At 41.1% G+C, this 15,004-nt stretch carries 11 protein-coding genes; 2 read left to right on the top strand and 9 right to left on the bottom strand.

Features of this window, described 5'->3' with window-relative positions; all coding sequences use genetic code 11:
* Positions 1-12 precede the first annotated feature (12 nt).
* The 5 genes from H8796_RS14240 to H8796_RS14220 form a co-directional block, all read right to left on the bottom strand.
* Positions 13-3,507 carry a SusC/RagA family TonB-linked outer membrane protein gene (locus H8796_RS14240; protein WP_117935202.1) on the bottom strand — a complete coding sequence of 1,165 codons (3,495 nt, stop codon included), beginning with the start codon at positions 3,505-3,507 and terminating at the stop codon, positions 13-15.
* A 175-nt stretch (positions 3,508-3,682) separates the two neighbouring features.
* Positions 3,683-4,642: a FecR family protein gene (locus H8796_RS14235; protein ID WP_117935204.1), complete on the bottom strand. Its 960-nt coding sequence runs from the start codon at positions 4,640-4,642 to the stop codon at positions 3,683-3,685.
* Between the two features lie 63 nt (positions 4,643-4,705).
* Positions 4,706-5,302 carry an RNA polymerase sigma-70 factor gene (locus H8796_RS14230; RefSeq protein ID WP_004302285.1) on the bottom strand — a complete coding sequence of 199 codons (597 nt, stop codon included), beginning with the start codon at positions 5,300-5,302 and terminating at the stop codon, positions 4,706-4,708.
* Positions 5,303-5,514: 212 nt separating this feature from the next.
* Positions 5,515-6,819, bottom strand: coding sequence for an outer membrane beta-barrel protein (locus tag H8796_RS14225; RefSeq protein WP_117935206.1), 1,305 nt, complete (start codon positions 6,817-6,819; stop codon positions 5,515-5,517).
* A gap of 6 nt (positions 6,820-6,825) precedes the next feature.
* Entirely contained in the window at positions 6,826-7,374 is a 549-nt protein-coding gene (locus H8796_RS14220; protein ID WP_004305819.1) for an RNA polymerase sigma factor, read from the bottom strand.
* 175 nt (positions 7,375-7,549) lie between these two features.
* Here H8796_RS14220 and H8796_RS14215 point away from each other — a divergent pair, with 175 nt between their 5' ends.
* A complete protein-coding gene (locus tag H8796_RS14215) occupies positions 7,550-8,272 on the top strand; it encodes a NigD-like protein (protein WP_117935208.1) in 723 nt (240 codons plus the stop codon).
* A gap of 138 nt (positions 8,273-8,410) precedes the next feature.
* Here the strand turns inward: H8796_RS14215 and H8796_RS14210 are convergent, their stop codons facing one another.
* Together H8796_RS14210 and H8796_RS14205 are read right to left on the bottom strand one after the other, a co-directional pair.
* Positions 8,411-9,091, bottom strand: coding sequence for an MIP family channel protein (locus tag H8796_RS14210; RefSeq protein ID WP_117935210.1), 681 nt, complete (start codon positions 9,089-9,091; stop codon positions 8,411-8,413).
* A 235-nt stretch (positions 9,092-9,326) separates the two neighbouring features.
* On the bottom strand, positions 9,327-10,253 hold the full coding sequence (locus tag H8796_RS14205; RefSeq protein WP_117935212.1) for a hydrogen peroxide-inducible genes activator: 927 nt from the start codon (positions 10,251-10,253) through the stop codon (positions 9,327-9,329).
* A 136-nt stretch (positions 10,254-10,389) separates the two neighbouring features.
* Here H8796_RS14205 and H8796_RS14200 point away from each other — a divergent pair, with 136 nt between their 5' ends.
* Positions 10,390-10,866 carry a Dps family protein gene (locus H8796_RS14200; protein WP_004305814.1) on the top strand — a complete coding sequence of 159 codons (477 nt, stop codon included), beginning with the start codon at positions 10,390-10,392 and terminating at the stop codon, positions 10,864-10,866.
* Between the two features lie 124 nt (positions 10,867-10,990).
* Here the strand turns inward: H8796_RS14200 and H8796_RS14195 are convergent, their stop codons facing one another.
* Together H8796_RS14195 and H8796_RS14190 are read right to left on the bottom strand one after the other, a co-directional pair.
* A complete protein-coding gene (locus H8796_RS14195) occupies positions 10,991-13,339 on the bottom strand; it encodes a glycoside hydrolase family 3 N-terminal domain-containing protein (protein WP_187343813.1) in 2,349 nt (782 codons plus the stop codon).
* 215 nt (positions 13,340-13,554) lie between these two features.
* Complete coding sequence (locus tag H8796_RS14190) at positions 13,555-14,979, bottom strand: BT_3987 domain-containing protein (RefSeq protein WP_008999079.1); 1,425 nt, start codon at positions 14,977-14,979, stop codon at positions 13,555-13,557.
* Between the last annotated feature and the right edge of the window lie 25 nt (positions 14,980-15,004).

The following is a 15,004-nucleotide window of genomic DNA, read 5'->3' as shown; positions in this document are numbered from 1 at the left end:
TATTTTTTGTTTTTACAGACTAAAGTTAATTCCAATCACGAAACTTTTCGAGAGCGGGTAGGTACCGTAATCAACTCCTTGCATGATAGGGCTGGAATTGGTGCTGACTTCGGGATTGTATCCACTGTATTTCGTAAATGTGAATGGATTAAAGGCCGAACCATAAATGCGGAGACTGCCTATTCCCATCCGTTTCAGTAAATATTTGGGTAATGTATATCCCAGTGTGATTTCGCGGATACGCATATACGAGCCATCTTCAATGTGCCAGGTAGAAATTACGGAGTTCATTCCCGTTGCGCTACGGTTTGCTTTATATACACTGCCGCTGCCCGGGTTGTCTTTCGACTGCCAGCGCTCTCTTGCTATGGCAAGCTGATTGGCATTTCCCTCCATGTTAGCCAGGTAACGGCGATTAATGTTGGCTATCTCATTACCATAGACTCCTTGCAGGGAGAGGCTAAAGTCGAACGACTGGTATCGCAGCGAAGTAGAGTAACCATAGGTAAAATCGGGCATATAGTTTCCGGTTATCTGTTTATCGTCGGCATTGATAGTGTCATCTTTTCCAAATTTCTTGAACCGGAAATCTCCGGGCTGTGCATTGGGAACTATGATGCCATTGGCTATATCTGTTTCGATCTCGGCTTGATTCTTATATACACCGTCGGTGACATAGGTATAATAATTGCCAATAGGCTCTCCCACTTTAGTGATGAAATCAATCACGCTATTCGCCTGCGTCACCATTTCTGTGGCACCTCCCAGAGATTTCACCTTATTACGGTTCATGGCATAATTAAAGCTATTGGTCCAGCGCACTTTATCCAGTTTGAGATTGGTGCCTAAAGTGATCTCAAGTCCTTTATTCTCTACTTTCCCGATGTTCTGGAGAATGGTTGAAAAACCGGAAGCCTCCATAACAGGTACATCCAGCAACATATCGGAGGTCATACCTTTATAAATATCCACTTCAATATTCAACCAGTTGAGCAGACCGATCTCAACACCCAGATTCACTTGCGATGTTTTCTCCCAACTAAGATTGGGATTGCCATAAGTACTTTCTTTCGAGCCGATGCTATACACTCCGCCGAATACGTAGTTGTCTCCGTTCACAATGCCGTAGGAAGCATAATTGCCGATACTCATATTTCCTGTTTCTCCCCAGCTTGCACGAAGTTTCAGGTTAGTCAACCAGGAAGATACCGGTTTCATGAATTCCTCTTCTGTCACATACCATGCTCCTGACACGGATGGGAAATATCCCCAACGATTGTTTTCTCCGAAACGGGAAGAACCGTCGGCACGAATGGTGGCCGAAAAGATATATTTGTCAGCGTAGCTATATTGGGCACGCGCAATACCCGAAAGCAATGACCAGGCTTCTTTATTGGAGTCATACTTGGTGGCTGTGGAATTGCCGGGTATCGTATGCACCAGGTCGTTCATCGGAAGATCGGTAGCCGTTATCCGGTTAGCGTTACTTTGATAACGTTGGGCTGTCCATCCGGCCAGTGCGCTAATGTTATGCAGTTTGTTTATCTTCTTCTGATAATTTAATGTATTCTCCCAAACCCAGGTATATTTGTTCTTGGTGCGTGATTCTCCGGTCGGATTGGATGGCGGGGTGCGGTTTGCCGAATTGGGCAAAGCGGCCGGACGGTAGTAGTCGCGCACATAGTTATTATAATTCCAGCTTCCCTGCATTTTGTAGTTCAATCCTTTCAGGATTTCATATTCTACGTATGCGGTTCCCAACATTTGGATGGAGGTCATTTGGTCTTCAATAAGTGTGGCTACGGCTACCGGATTATTCAGTTTGGATTGTCCGTAGCTAGTATTGTTGTGCTCATAATTGAAGTCGCCGTTTTCATCGTAAATTGGATAAATAGGAGCTGCTCCCAATGCCAGTGACAGCACACCGTCGTCTCCATATCGTCCTTCGGTGTTTACCAGGTTGTAGATATTCCGGGTTAAGTTGACGTTACCTCCGAATTTCCAGCGATTATAGTTCACGTCTACTTTGGCTCGAAATCCCATCTTCGTAAAATCGGAATTGATAACTATTCCCTCTTCATTCTGATAGTTTCCGGAAAGCATGTATTTTATATTTTTGTTTCCTCCGCTTACAGACAGGTTATGTTTCGTGATGAAACCTGTACGCAATACTGCGTCCTGCCAGTCTGTATCCACCAATCCTTGTTCACCTTTGACGTAAGGCAGTATTTCCGGTGGGAGCATCCAGCCTTGATTTTCATTGATGCTTCCGGTTTTCAGATTATTCCAACGTTCCAGATTCGTTGCATACGGGTTATATAAATCCGTTTTTCCGGCTGTCCGTAATTGGTCATAATAGGCATTGTTGTGACCGTCGAATACGAGTTGGGCATATTCATAGGCATTAAGTACGTCGATTTTATCGGTCACCATCTGCGCACCTGCATAACCGTTGTATTTCACAACCGGCTTTCCTTCTTTTCCTTGTTTCGTGGTGATAATGACAACGCCATTACTTCCTCTCGAACCGTAAATGGCGGCAGCTGAAGCATCTTTCAGCACTTCGATAGATTCAATATCAGATGTCTCGATGGATGCCAATGGGCTGACTGTGATACCGGTAGCATCTCCTGTATCGTCACTCAACGGCACTCCGTCAATAACGTACAACGGAGAACTCCCGGCAGTTACTGTTCCTACTCCACGCACTTTGACTTCAAAACCTGCACCCGGTGTACCATTGGGTTGAGTGATTTGCACACCTGCCATACGCCCGACCAATGCCTGTTCGATACTTGTTGCCGCAACGTCTGCAATATCCGACGCACGGATGGAGGAAATGGCGGTGGACACGTCTCTCTTTCTCTGAACTCCATAACCAACCACCACTACTTCATCAATCATCTTACTATCTTCTACCAATGTCACTTTACCGGTATTTTGGCTTTTAACAGGAAGAGTGACTGTCCGATAGCCGATATAGGAAATGGTTAAGGTAGCCGATTCGGGAACATTCATCAATGAATAATATCCGTCAACATTGGTGATCGTACCGTTATTCTCTCCTTTCACCTGAACGCTGGCTCCGATGATGGGTTCTCCTTTTTCATCAACCACGATTCCTGTCACTTTCTTTGTCTCCTGCTTCTCCGATGACTTACGAAGTAAAACAAGTACATTATCCTTCTCTTGCTTATAAGTCAGTTCCATTCCGTTCAGTAGTTGGTTCATCACCTGTTCTACTGTTGCGTTCTTTACATTCAGAGATACTTTCCGATCTAACTCGGGTAGATTTTCATTGTAGAAAAATTTGTAACTGCTTACTTGCTCAATCTTCTTTAAGGAGGCTCTTAAAGACAAATCTTTCAAATTAACCGTTATTTGAGAATAAGCGGCAAAAGAGATGCTTAGGAACAATAGCAGGCATACAGCCCGTAGCGTTCTCCAGTTCTTACTTCTCTCCCCATGGGTTTGAGGGAGATTTACAAGGTGTTTTCTGTTTTTCATATATCCAAACTTTTAAGTTGTTTGATAGGTATACAGACTGCTATATCCTCCCGTCCAAGCGCCTATCAATCTTTAACTCTTGTTAACCAAATCAATCCAGTGAATAAAAAAGCCATTCCTTAGAAGTGAAATTCCGAAATGGCTTTTATTATTATTTGAGAGAATGCTTATCTAGTTATTTCTCTTTTAAAACAATCACCGAACCGTCCATTTCATAATAGAAAGGTGAAGTTAGCATCAGAATATTCAAAGCATTCTGTATACCGCCACCCGGAATAGTTCCCGTGAAGTATTCTTTAGGTAGTTTACCGGAATCGAAGCGGATCTCTACGTCATAAATACGTGAAAGGGTTTTCATGATATTTTCCAAAGATTCTTTCTCAAAGTACATATTTCCTTTTGTCCACTCAATATAGTCAGTCGGGTGCACTTGAGTAGTCTTTATTTGGTGGGTGATTTTGTTATACTCTATTTTATCTCCGGGTTTCATGATATGGGATCTTTCTTGTGCATATACTCCTACCTTTCCTTCCAGCAAAACAACTGTTATCTCTTTATCATCTTTATAAGCAGATATATTGAAGGAGGTACCCAGTACCTTCACTTCCAAATCACCGATTTGCACAATGAAGGCGTGCTTCTCATCATGGGCTACTTTAAAATAGGCTTCACCATTCAGTTGCACGCGACGAACTTTTTCTCCGAAATTATTCAGATAACTCAATTGGGAAGCTGAATTTAGCACGACATTTGTTCCGTCCGGTAGCTCAATGGTTGCTTTATCTCCTTTGGCTGCTTTCACAATAAAGGGTGTTTCTGCCGTTGGAGAAGAATCTAAAAGATAGTAAGTGAAGAAAGCGACACAGACAGGTAATAAAATTGCAGCAACCCATTTCCAAGGGATGATACGGAGGGGGCGCACTTCCTTGTCCAAAGTCTCTTCTTTGATCCGGGCAAAAAGTTTATCACGCAACACCGGATTCATGGAGGAATCCGATCTCTCAAACTCCTGTTCCCACCAGTCGTGCAACTGACGGTCATTCTTTATCCAGTCTGACAGTTCTTTTATCTCGACATCCGTGATCGTTTCTTCGAAATATTTTTCAATTAGCTCTTTATAATGTGTCTTATCCATCTTTTCACTTATTTACAAGTATACACTTTCATCCTACTTCCCATCCAAAAACAAGTATTACTATTACATTTCATTAACAAAAAAGGCTAACAAAAGGGTAATTACCTTATCATAATGCTTCATCAACTGTTCACGCATAAATTTCACAGCCAAAGATAATTGGGTAGCAACCGTACTTTCGGAAATTCCCATGATTTCGGCTATTTCTTTATTTGTGTAATTCTGTCTTTTGCTCAAAATGAATATTTTCTTCCGTTGCGCAGGCAGTTCTTCGGCAAGAGAATCGATATACTCATTCAAAAAGCGCAGATCAATATTCTCTTCTGTCTGTGAATCACGGTCTACGCTACTTTTCATGAGATATTCATTGTAAACATACTCTACGGTCTGACGCTGATACATATTCATCAATAAGTTTTTGGCAATCGTACAGAGAAAAGAGATAAACGAGGAAGCCGGGTCTACTTTTTCATGCACTTCCCATATACGAATGAAAGTGGCTTGCACCACTTCTTCGGCCATATATTGATTGCCGGAAGAGAGTCGCATAATGAAATTGTACAGTTTGCCACTATACATATTATACAATCTTTCGAATGCCTGAAAGGAACCGCCTTTTAAGTCGATTAATAAATGTTTTTCATCTGTAGAATCTACCATATCTTAGAATTTTGCAACAAAGGTATGCAGCCATAGGTCATAAACAGGTGACAATATTATTAATATTTTCTCAATTATCCGACTTTTCTGAAGAAAAAGATAGTAAATAGCAAATAGTAACGCCATCCGGTCAGGATAATGACGCTATCCAATCAGGATAGTGACGGTATCCGAACCGGATGGCGTTACTATATTTAGTGAGGTAATTCGTACTAATAAGTCAGACGAACACCTGCTTGTATATTGAAGTTAAACGGATTCTCTTTACGTATAGTCTGTATATCGGAGCCATCATTGAAATAATAAGCAACACCCGGTTCCACGTAAATACCCAAACGTTTCGTTGCATTGATCTGCGCACCTACGCCACCGGATACCGAGAACTGCAAAGGCTTCACTGTTTCTTTTTCAGAACCTAGCTTTCCATAAACACATTTTTCAACCATACCTCCACCGGAAACATAAAGAGTGACAAGTTTCTTATCCAGGAAGTTCCAGTTGGCACGCAACGGAATACCGACATAGTGTAGTTTCTGCTCTATCTGTTGTTCCTCACCTGCCAGTTTTGCATCCGAAGAAAGCAGCGTATAAGTCAGTCCTGTCTCAAGAGAGAATCCTTTAGCCAAACCTTTACGAACGGACAATCCGAAAGAAATAGGCTGATGATGTTTAATGTCAACCACCTGTTTGGCCTGACGCAGGTAAGGTACTCCATCTTCGAAAACCAATGTTTGGTCATTAGGAATCGTCTCCATCAGACCGTTGGAAACTGAAAGCATACTCACACGGGACATATAAGCATGAGATCCGGCACCTACTTCTGTCGAAGCACCTCCTGAATTTCCAACCGAAAGTCCCATTGACCATGTTCCCTTTTGAGAAGATCTTTTTTCTGTCGGAATATGAAGTTTGTCTTTACCGGAGGGGCGGCGCGGTCTGTTATTCAATCGCTCTGTATCTTGTGACTGTCCCTGACTGACATTTGTATTTTCTGCCTGCTTTGGTTCATCTTTTACATTTTCAGTTTCTCCCTTCCCTTTTACATTCTTATCTTCCTCACTCAAAGAGTCCTCTCCATTTCCTGTTGAAGGTTTATTTTCATTACCGATCCCTAATGGATCTACACCTGTTTTCTGCTCCGTATGATTCCTGTCGACTTTCGCCAAACGATCTTCGCGAGTTACCGGTCGTAAGACAGGTTCCACAGCAGTTCCCTGCATATCCGGTTGTTGCACACCCGGCAATGCATCGGGCATAGAAGCCAATGCCGGAGTTTGTATATGACGTATTTCATCCGCAGCGGGTGTCCCTAGAAAATACAGACTTACTGACGAAACGACAGCTAATATTATAACAGCTGCAGCAGCCATCATCCATTTTCGATAAGGATATATTTTCTTCTCCACAGGAGGCATAAGTTCTTTCTCCAGTTGTTCCCAACCGGAAGCAGGCGCCGGTTCGGAATAATCCGCAAGCTTCTCCTTCAACTTATTCATCCACAATTCTTTCTCTTCCATCTCTATCTATCCATTATGCATTATCCATTCTTTTACTCTTTTTGCTAATACACTCTTCGCACGAAACAGTTGCGAAGCTGAAGATTTTTCATTGATACCTAATACCTGTGCGATTTCTTTATGCGATTTGTCTTCAAATGTATAAAGATTGAACACAGTACGATAGCCGGCGGGTAATTCTTCAATAAACTGCATCAACACATTTTGTGGTATCGCTTCTACATCGGAAGCATCCGGCTCTTCATATTCTTCGGGCAACTCTTCCAAAGGTGTCGACTGATTAATCACATCATTTTTCCGAAGATACTGTAAAGCTGTGTTGACCATCACCCGTTCCATCCAGGCTCGCAAGGAGCCTTCACCCCTCCAGGTGAACTTATCGAACGAATCGAATATCTTTAAAAAACCGTCGTGAAGCAGATCCTGGGCTGTATCCCGGTCGCCGGTATAACGTAGACAGATGCCAAGCATACGCCCCGCATACTGTTCATACAGTTCCTTGCGGGCCCGGTTATTACCCAGCCTACATTGTTCCGACAACTCTATTTCTTCCATTCTCTTATACACGTGTTTATCTTATAAATGCAGCAAAGATAGAAATACTGCACAGAGAGAACAACTCTTTTATCACTTTTGTTTCTTTAACAGATCCGAATGCAATATTTTCTATCCCCATGCATTTTCACTACAGAAAGAACAAATATTATAAAATCTAAAACCGAGTAAGTATATGAAGAAATTTAAATTCATTGCCTTTATCTTTGCTATTATGACTACCATGCCGATTCTCCAGTCATGCTTGGACGACGATGACAGTTCGTCCGATCTTCTGGCTATCAGCACCATCAATATGATTAGCCAGGATAGCAAGGAATTTTATTTCACTTTGGATAACGGAAAAAAAATGTATCCCAGCAACTCACAAGGATGGAACAATGAAGATTGGGTGGAGGGACAACGAGCTTTTGTGATATTCAACGAGCTGGAAGAGCCTGTGAATGGATACGACCTTAGTATTCAAGTGAAAGGTATCAATCCAATCTTAACCAAAGACATTGTCACAATGGGTGAAGATGACAACAACGAAGAGAAAATCGGAGATGATAAGATCAACACGACTTACATGTGGATCAATAAAGATAATAAATATCTGACGATTGAATTCCAATATTACGGAACACATAGTGAAGATAAAAAACATTTCCTGAATCTGGTGATTAACGACAAAGAAGAGACCGCTCCCACTGCTGACGAAGGCAATGCGGAGGATGAATATATCAATCTGGAATTCCGTCATAACAGTGAAGGAGATGATCCTCAACGTTTGGGTGAAGGATATGTGTCTTTCAAACTGGATAAGATTAAAGACCGGATGGAGGGGAAAAAGGGACTAAGAATTCGTGTCAACACCATTTATGGCGGGCCGAAAACTTATGAAGTAAAATTTCCTTAAACGACTAATCTAATGTGAACATGCGAAACACACTCTTTTTTAATATAATATATTAATTACGCAAAAGAGGGCGGTAGTTGTGAAACTGCCGCCCTTTTACTTTCTTCTTTATATTTTATGTTCTTTCTTCTAACAGAGTTATTTCTTATCTCCCAGATAATTCCAAACTACTGCACTCAACGCAGCTCCTACAAATGGAGCAAGGATGAATAACCACAACTGTGACAATGCCTCTCCTCCTTGGAATAATGCCGGAGCAATACTACGTGCCGGGTTCACTGAAGTCCCTGTGATAGGAATACATACAATATGTACCAACACAAGAGTCAAACCGATGGCAAGTCCTGCCAGATTGCCTGCTCCTTTCTTCGGATCGGTAGAACCGAGCACCACCAATACAAAAATGAAAGTAAATACTGCTTCCGCAATGAATGCCTGCAACATTTCTCCATCACCAAAACCATTCGAACCTGTCGCTGTAGGCCCGTCATGAGCACCAGTAGAAACTAAAGCAAAAAGAATAGCCGAGCCGATAATAGCTCCGATTACCTGGAAAATCATATACATACCTGCATCTTTTCCATTCATACGACCAGTCAAAAACACTCCTAATGTAATAGCAGGATTAATGTGACATCCCGAAATACCTCCGATAGCATACGCCATCGCTACTACGGACAAACCAAAGGCTAAAGCTACGCCGATCGTTCCCACACCAGCACCTACTGTATCAGCCAAACCACCAGCAAAGACGGCGCTACCACATCCCATAAGGACGAGCACCATCGTTCCAATCATTTCTGCAATGTACTTTTTCATACTTTATCAATAAATTGTTTATTTGTTTATTCTTCAAAAGTAGATAATTAACTCCGGAAATCAAAGCCTATGCGTATAATTATGATTAATATTGCGGTATCTTTCGAATATAGAAAATTATACTTTATGAGAAAAAGGAGTATTTTACGCCGTACTAGCCTCTCTCTCATACTCCTACCATTATAAGAAAAATTCCTGCCACATTGAAAAGGATAAGCAGGAATTCTCTAATGTACTATAATAAACATTGTATAGACTGCAAAGAAAGCATTTCTTTTGGAACCGCCGCCTTTATTTCCTCTTTCAGGACGCATAAGAGACTGTGGCGAATAAAATCTTTATTTGTTGCCAGTACCACTTGCCGTGTAGGTCGGGGAATGGCAAATGGACGTACCAACTGCCGCTGTTCTTCCGTCAATTGCACCACTGCCAGTTCGGGAATAAAAGTGATTCCTTTTCCACTTTCTACCATTCGCATAAAAGTTTCCATACTCCCCAAACGATAGGCCATCTGATTAACCTTCACGGCCTCCATCTGACAGAAACGGACGAGTTGATCGCGAAAACAGTGTCCTTCGTCCAAAAGCCAAAGATGTTCGCCTGTTATATCAGAAGTACGGATCATATCATGCTTGAAAGAGGATTCTTTTCGTGACACATAAGCGTAAAATTGCTCATAGAAAAGAGTTTCTTCTGTCAAGAACGTGTCTTCCAGTTTACTGGCAATAATTCCCGCATCCAAATCTCCGGCATGCAAAGCCTGCTGAATATCCTGTGTCTTCATTTCCGTGACACGAATATCCAGTTCGGGATATTTTTCCATTAGTTGAGGAAAAAAGCGAGGAAGCAGATAGGGAGCGATAGTAGGTAATACCCCCAAGCGGAATATGCCTGACAATGACTGTTTATCTTCACTGATTATTTCTTTCACTTGAGCTGCCTGCGCCAGAATCACGCGAGCCTGGTCTATCACTTTCTGTCCGATGGCTGTCGGACAAACGGGCTGTACTGTCCTATCGAACAACTTTACTCCCAGTTCATCTTCCAGTTTCTGAATCATTGCACTCAAAGTAGGCTGCGTCACACGACAATATTCAGCTGCCCGTGCGAAATGCCTGAACTGGTCTACAGCCAGTATATACTCTAATTGTTGTATCGTCATCTATCAAATCTTATTAAGTTATAGATTTCATCTATGCAAAGATAGAAATTTTCAGTTTGACAGCAAGCATTTTACGCCTTATCTTTGCAGTACAGAAAAAAAGAAAACAAGTATAAATCATTAAAAATAGAAGAATATGAAAACTTTAGAATTTATCAAATTGAACGAATCGGGAGCAAACAACGTAGTAGCATCTTTGCAACAACTATTAGCAGACTTCCAAGTGTATTACACCAATCTTCGCGGTTTCCACTGGAATATCAAGGGACATAATTTCTTTGTACTCCACAGTCAATTCGAAAAGATGTATGATGACACGGCTGAAAAGGTGGATGAAATCGCAGAACGTATCTTGATGCTGGGTGGCACTCCTGCCAATAAATTCAGTGATTATCTGAAAGTGGCAAATGTGAATGAAGTGGATAAGGTAAGCAACGGAGACGAAGCATTGAATAATATCCTTCAGTCTATCAGCTATCTGATTGGTGAAGAACGTAAGATCCTATCTATCGCTTCTCAAGCCGGGGACGAAGTAACCGTTTCGATGATGAGCGATTATCTGAAAGAACAGGAAAAATTGGTTTGGATGTTGGTTGCTTATAATAGCAAGTAATTAAAATAAAAGGTTTAGGTTTTAGGTTAAGAAAAGAGAGGATATTTCCGCAAAAGGAATATTCTCTCTTTTTTATTAAGAGAAAACGAAACTGGAAATCTCTTAATATAGATATTAATAAAAATTACTCCACTAAAATAACATTCTGCAACCTAATATCATTAGAAGCGGCACCAATCATAAGATGGAAATTTCCAGACTCTACTACTTTCTTCAAAGTATAGTTAACCAAGAAAAAGTCCTCCTCTGTCAAAACAAAAGTAACTTTTTTCTCTTCTCCTTTTTTCAAATAGAAACGTTCAAAATGTTTCAACTGTTTCATCGGCTGAACAACTGATGCATATTCATCTCTCATATAAAGTTGTGATACTTCTTCACCATCATACTTCCCTGTATTCTTTACTTTAAATGAGACTTCAAAACAACGAGCAGATTTCTGCACTACCTGCAAATCAGAATATTCAAAAGTGGTATAACTCATCCCATAACCAAAGCTATATAACGGAGAAGATGACACTTCCACATAATCATGATTTCGAGGAGCTTTCTTATTATAATAAACCGGAATCTGACCTACAGAACGCGGAACGGAGATTGGCAAACGTCCGGAAGGATTATAATCTCCAAAGAGAACATCCGCTATGGCATTTCCACCCTCCTGCCCCGGATAGTAAGCAGTCAGTAGTGCATCAGCATATTCCGAAGCCCAATTCTTTTCTAAAGGACGACCTTCAATATAAACGACAATCAAAGGCTTACCTGTCTTTTGCAAAGATTCCAATAGTTCTTGTTGTCTACCAAGTAAGGATAAACTGGCACGGTCAAATCCTTCTCCACACTCCATATCACTTACACTACCCTCTTCAGCTACAGCCGCACCTGTTTCTTTATAACTCGTTTTAAAATCACGGGCACTGGAACCACCCACAACCACAATTACAACTTCGGAGCGACGGGCAGCTTCAATTGCTTGTTCTATCTCATTCACTGTAGTATCACGAATAGCACAGCCTCGTACATATTCCACACGAGAAGGAGATAATTTTGTTAGAATTCCATCAAGAACTGTTTTCACATTACTATCTTCCTGCGGGGCTGTATAGTCCCCTAACATATTATATCGATTGTTAGCATTAGGGCCAATTACCGCCACCTTATTTATCGTCTTGCTTAAAGGAAGAATTGAATTCTCATTTTTGAGAAGTGTTATGGAAGACTGTGCGATTTTACGTGCCAGTTCGATATGTTCTTTACGGCGTACTGTTTTAGCAGCAATTTTCGGATCCACATAAGGATGCTCAAACAAGCCCATCTCAAACTTCATCCGTAACACCCGGCAGACAGCCGTATCAATCACAGCCTTATCTATTTGTCCGGATTGAACCGCATGACAAAGGTTGGTATAAGCATCCCCACCCAAGTCAACATCAACGCCAGCCGTTACAGATTGTATGGCTGCATTCTCTTTGGTTGAAGCAACAAAGTGGCTTTCGTGAATCCCTTCAATACTATATAAATCGGAAACTACAAAGCCACGAAACTTCCATTCATTACGCAAGAGTTGAGTCAGCAAATAATAGTTCGACGTACAAGGTATCCCATCTATCGAATTGTATGAAGTCATTACAGACAATGCCCCTGAATCTATTGCCTTACGAAAAGGAGGAAGAAAATTCTGATGCAAATCACGAATACCGACTGAAGCATAATTACCATTCTGTCCACCCTCCGGTACAGCGTATGCCAAAAAATGTTTCAAGGTAGCTATGGTAGCGTATTTTTGTGATAGATTACCTCCACCTAAACCGTCAACCATAGACGCCCCTAAAATACCACTCAACACAGGATCCTCACCAAATGTTTCTTCCACGCGGGACCAACGGGGATCACGGGTCAGATCAAGTACGGGACCGTAACTAATATGCCCACCTTGGGAACGAATTTCTTTAGCGATAACTTGACCAACTTCTTTTACTAATTCCGGTGACCAGGTAGCTGCCATTCCGATACCCGTAGGAAAAACTGTAGCACCAATTGCCATGTGCCCATGAGGGGCTTCTTCCGCTAAAAACATCGGAATTCCCAGACGGGTATTCTCCATCACATACTTTTGCAATGCATTTCCGGCTTTCGCTGACAATTCTGGATTTAAGCCATTAGCCAATGTTTTCTTTGTCCAGGGATCAGCACGATAAGTTGCCCAAAGCATTCCGGCATTTCTTTCTTTAATCAATTGCTTGAACTTTCCGGAAGGATAAACCTCACTACCATGGATTTCATACATTTCCCAACCTAAAGGACAAAGTAACTGGCCAACCTTTTCTTCCAGAGTCATGCGGGAAAGTAAGTCTGCGAGTCTTATATCTATTGATAAATTAGGGTTTTGATAAGTCAAAACAGAAACCTGCTGTGCAAAAATAGGAGTACATGTCACCCAAACACATATCCATAAAATAATAAAAATATATTTCATTGTATTTCTTAATGTAAGTCAGTTCTTTTTCTACAAACAACAAAGTAACTTTTTATTTTCATTATATCTCCGTTATTAATCAGCTTTCTCCCTTTTTAAAAAGGCTCTATGGGATTATGATAAAAAAGTCCCGTAAGATAGAAGTATTCTCTACTCACGGGACTTTCATTCAGATTAAATTACTAATCCTACCCTTCAATTCGATTTACCATCTATCACCAATCTTTCCTGATCATGACCTCGTCACATACAACTTCATCGTCGAATATATCACGAGCGATAATATCTAAACTCTTTTTCTGTGTACTCCACGGCAACCACGAGCCTGATTTACGTTCTTCCTGATAGGGTCCCATACCAAAAACAGTAGTGAGCCCATAGCCTCTACTATTTACTCTACTTAAATCTCCATAATTTCTGGCATACCATTGATAACCAGTCAACTCTTGCGAACCTGCTCCCATCTGCTTCATTTGAGCTCCACCTGCAGCAGAAGGATATAAATTATAATTAGGGAAGAAATAATCGCAATACTCACCTGGTGTCATGCCATCTACTGATTGAAGATAGCTCATCGATCCCCATAAGAACGGAATAATAAGCCTGTCAGGCATTAGCTTTTTAGTTTCATAGCATAAACGTGAAGCATTGGCACTTGACGCATATGATGAGAATCCAGGTTTTATGTCTACTCCATAAGAAGAATATTCGTCATCGAACAAGACACCATCCAGTCCGTATTGATCACAAAGATTTTTCAATTCACGGGCAAACTGTTTACAAGCCTCTGGCAACATAGATCCGCATCCTGTAAAATCTCGATTACCACAAAGCCCCATGACCACCTTGATGCCCATATCCTGCAAAGGCTTAATATATTTATCACGATTATTCAACAAATGGACAATATTAGGATTCTTGTATACATAGGCTTGTCCTGTTTCAGCATTATAGTTAATACCTGCTGAAAAGAGACACACAATGTCGAACAATGGTTTTCCACTTTTTTTCAAGAACATCTGCGTATGGATCAACGGATTCTCCCAGTCTAATCCAAAACAACTCATCACTTTTACATCAGGATCCTTTTGCGGATTGATGCGGTCTCCCTGTGCCTTAATTAAATAGTAATAAGTATCTCTATCTTCAGACAGAGCTATGTCGGAAGCTGATTCAATGCGGATAGGAAGTACATACGTTTTGCCTGTTTCCAGTGATTCTCTTGCTTCTAACTTAATTTTCACTGATTCAGATACTAAATTTCCGGCCTCAACAGTTACCACTTTTCCATTCTCGAAGACTACTTGTACAATGGGAAATATGGCAAAGTCCGTTCCATGTATCTGATTGTAATTAATCAATAACGATTCGTCTGCAATCAGTGTACATTTTGTATCAGCAGTCACAGGTTTCGTTAATTGGATGTTCAGCTCCACTTGTTCTCCTTCAGCATTGTAAAGATCGATTAGATTCTTTCCATCTCCCTGCACATTGCGCAGGAATGCACAAGGATGCTCGTTCACTTCGTAGCGGTCTTTGTCCACCGTATATGCCGTAAGATCATCTTCGCACGAACTCAACGCCATGAACCCTCCCCATGCGGTGAGCATTACGATTATCTTTATCCATTTATTATACATATCATATTGTTTTTACATTCAACAT

Origin of the sequence: Bacteroides sp. M10 (genome assembly GCF_014334015.1) — a bacterium.
Lineage (GTDB): Bacteria > Bacteroidota > Bacteroidia > Bacteroidales > Bacteroidaceae > Bacteroides > Bacteroides intestinigallinarum.
Note: the sequence above shows the minus strand (reverse complement) of the source record. Positions and strands in the feature narration are given on the sequence as shown.

Bases quoted from the DNA above. Each gene is read 5' to 3' on its own strand.
- H8796_RS14205 (WP_117935212.1), bottom strand. From the start codon at position 10,253: ATGACGATACAACAATTAGAGTATATACTGGCTGTAGACCAGTTCAGG.
- H8796_RS14215 (WP_117935208.1), top strand. From the start codon at position 7,550: ATGAAGAAATTTAAATTCATTGCCTTTATCTTTGCTATTATGACTACC.
- H8796_RS14195 (WP_187343813.1), bottom strand. From the start codon at position 13,339: ATGAAATATATTTTTATTATTTTATGGATATGTGTTTGGGTGACATGT.
- H8796_RS14240 (WP_117935202.1), bottom strand. From the start codon at position 3,507: ATGAAAAACAGAAAACACCTTGTAAATCTCCCTCAAACCCATGGGGAG.
- H8796_RS14190 (WP_008999079.1), bottom strand. From the start codon at position 14,979: ATGTATAATAAATGGATAAAGATAATCGTAATGCTCACCGCATGGGGA.
- H8796_RS14200 (WP_004305814.1), top strand. From the start codon at position 10,390: ATGAAAACTTTAGAATTTATCAAATTGAACGAATCGGGAGCAAACAAC.
- H8796_RS14230 (WP_004302285.1), bottom strand. From the start codon at position 5,302: ATGGTAGATTCTACAGATGAAAAACATTTATTAATCGACTTAAAAGGC.
- H8796_RS14210 (WP_117935210.1), bottom strand. From the start codon at position 9,091: ATGAAAAAGTACATTGCAGAAATGATTGGAACGATGGTGCTCGTCCTT.
- H8796_RS14235 (WP_117935204.1), bottom strand. From the start codon at position 4,642: ATGGATAAGACACATTATAAAGAGCTAATTGAAAAATATTTCGAAGAA.
- H8796_RS14225 (WP_117935206.1), bottom strand. From the start codon at position 6,819: ATGGAAGAGAAAGAATTGTGGATGAATAAGTTGAAGGAGAAGCTTGCG.
- H8796_RS14220 (WP_004305819.1), bottom strand. From the start codon at position 7,374: ATGGAAGAAATAGAGTTGTCGGAACAATGTAGGCTGGGTAATAACCGG.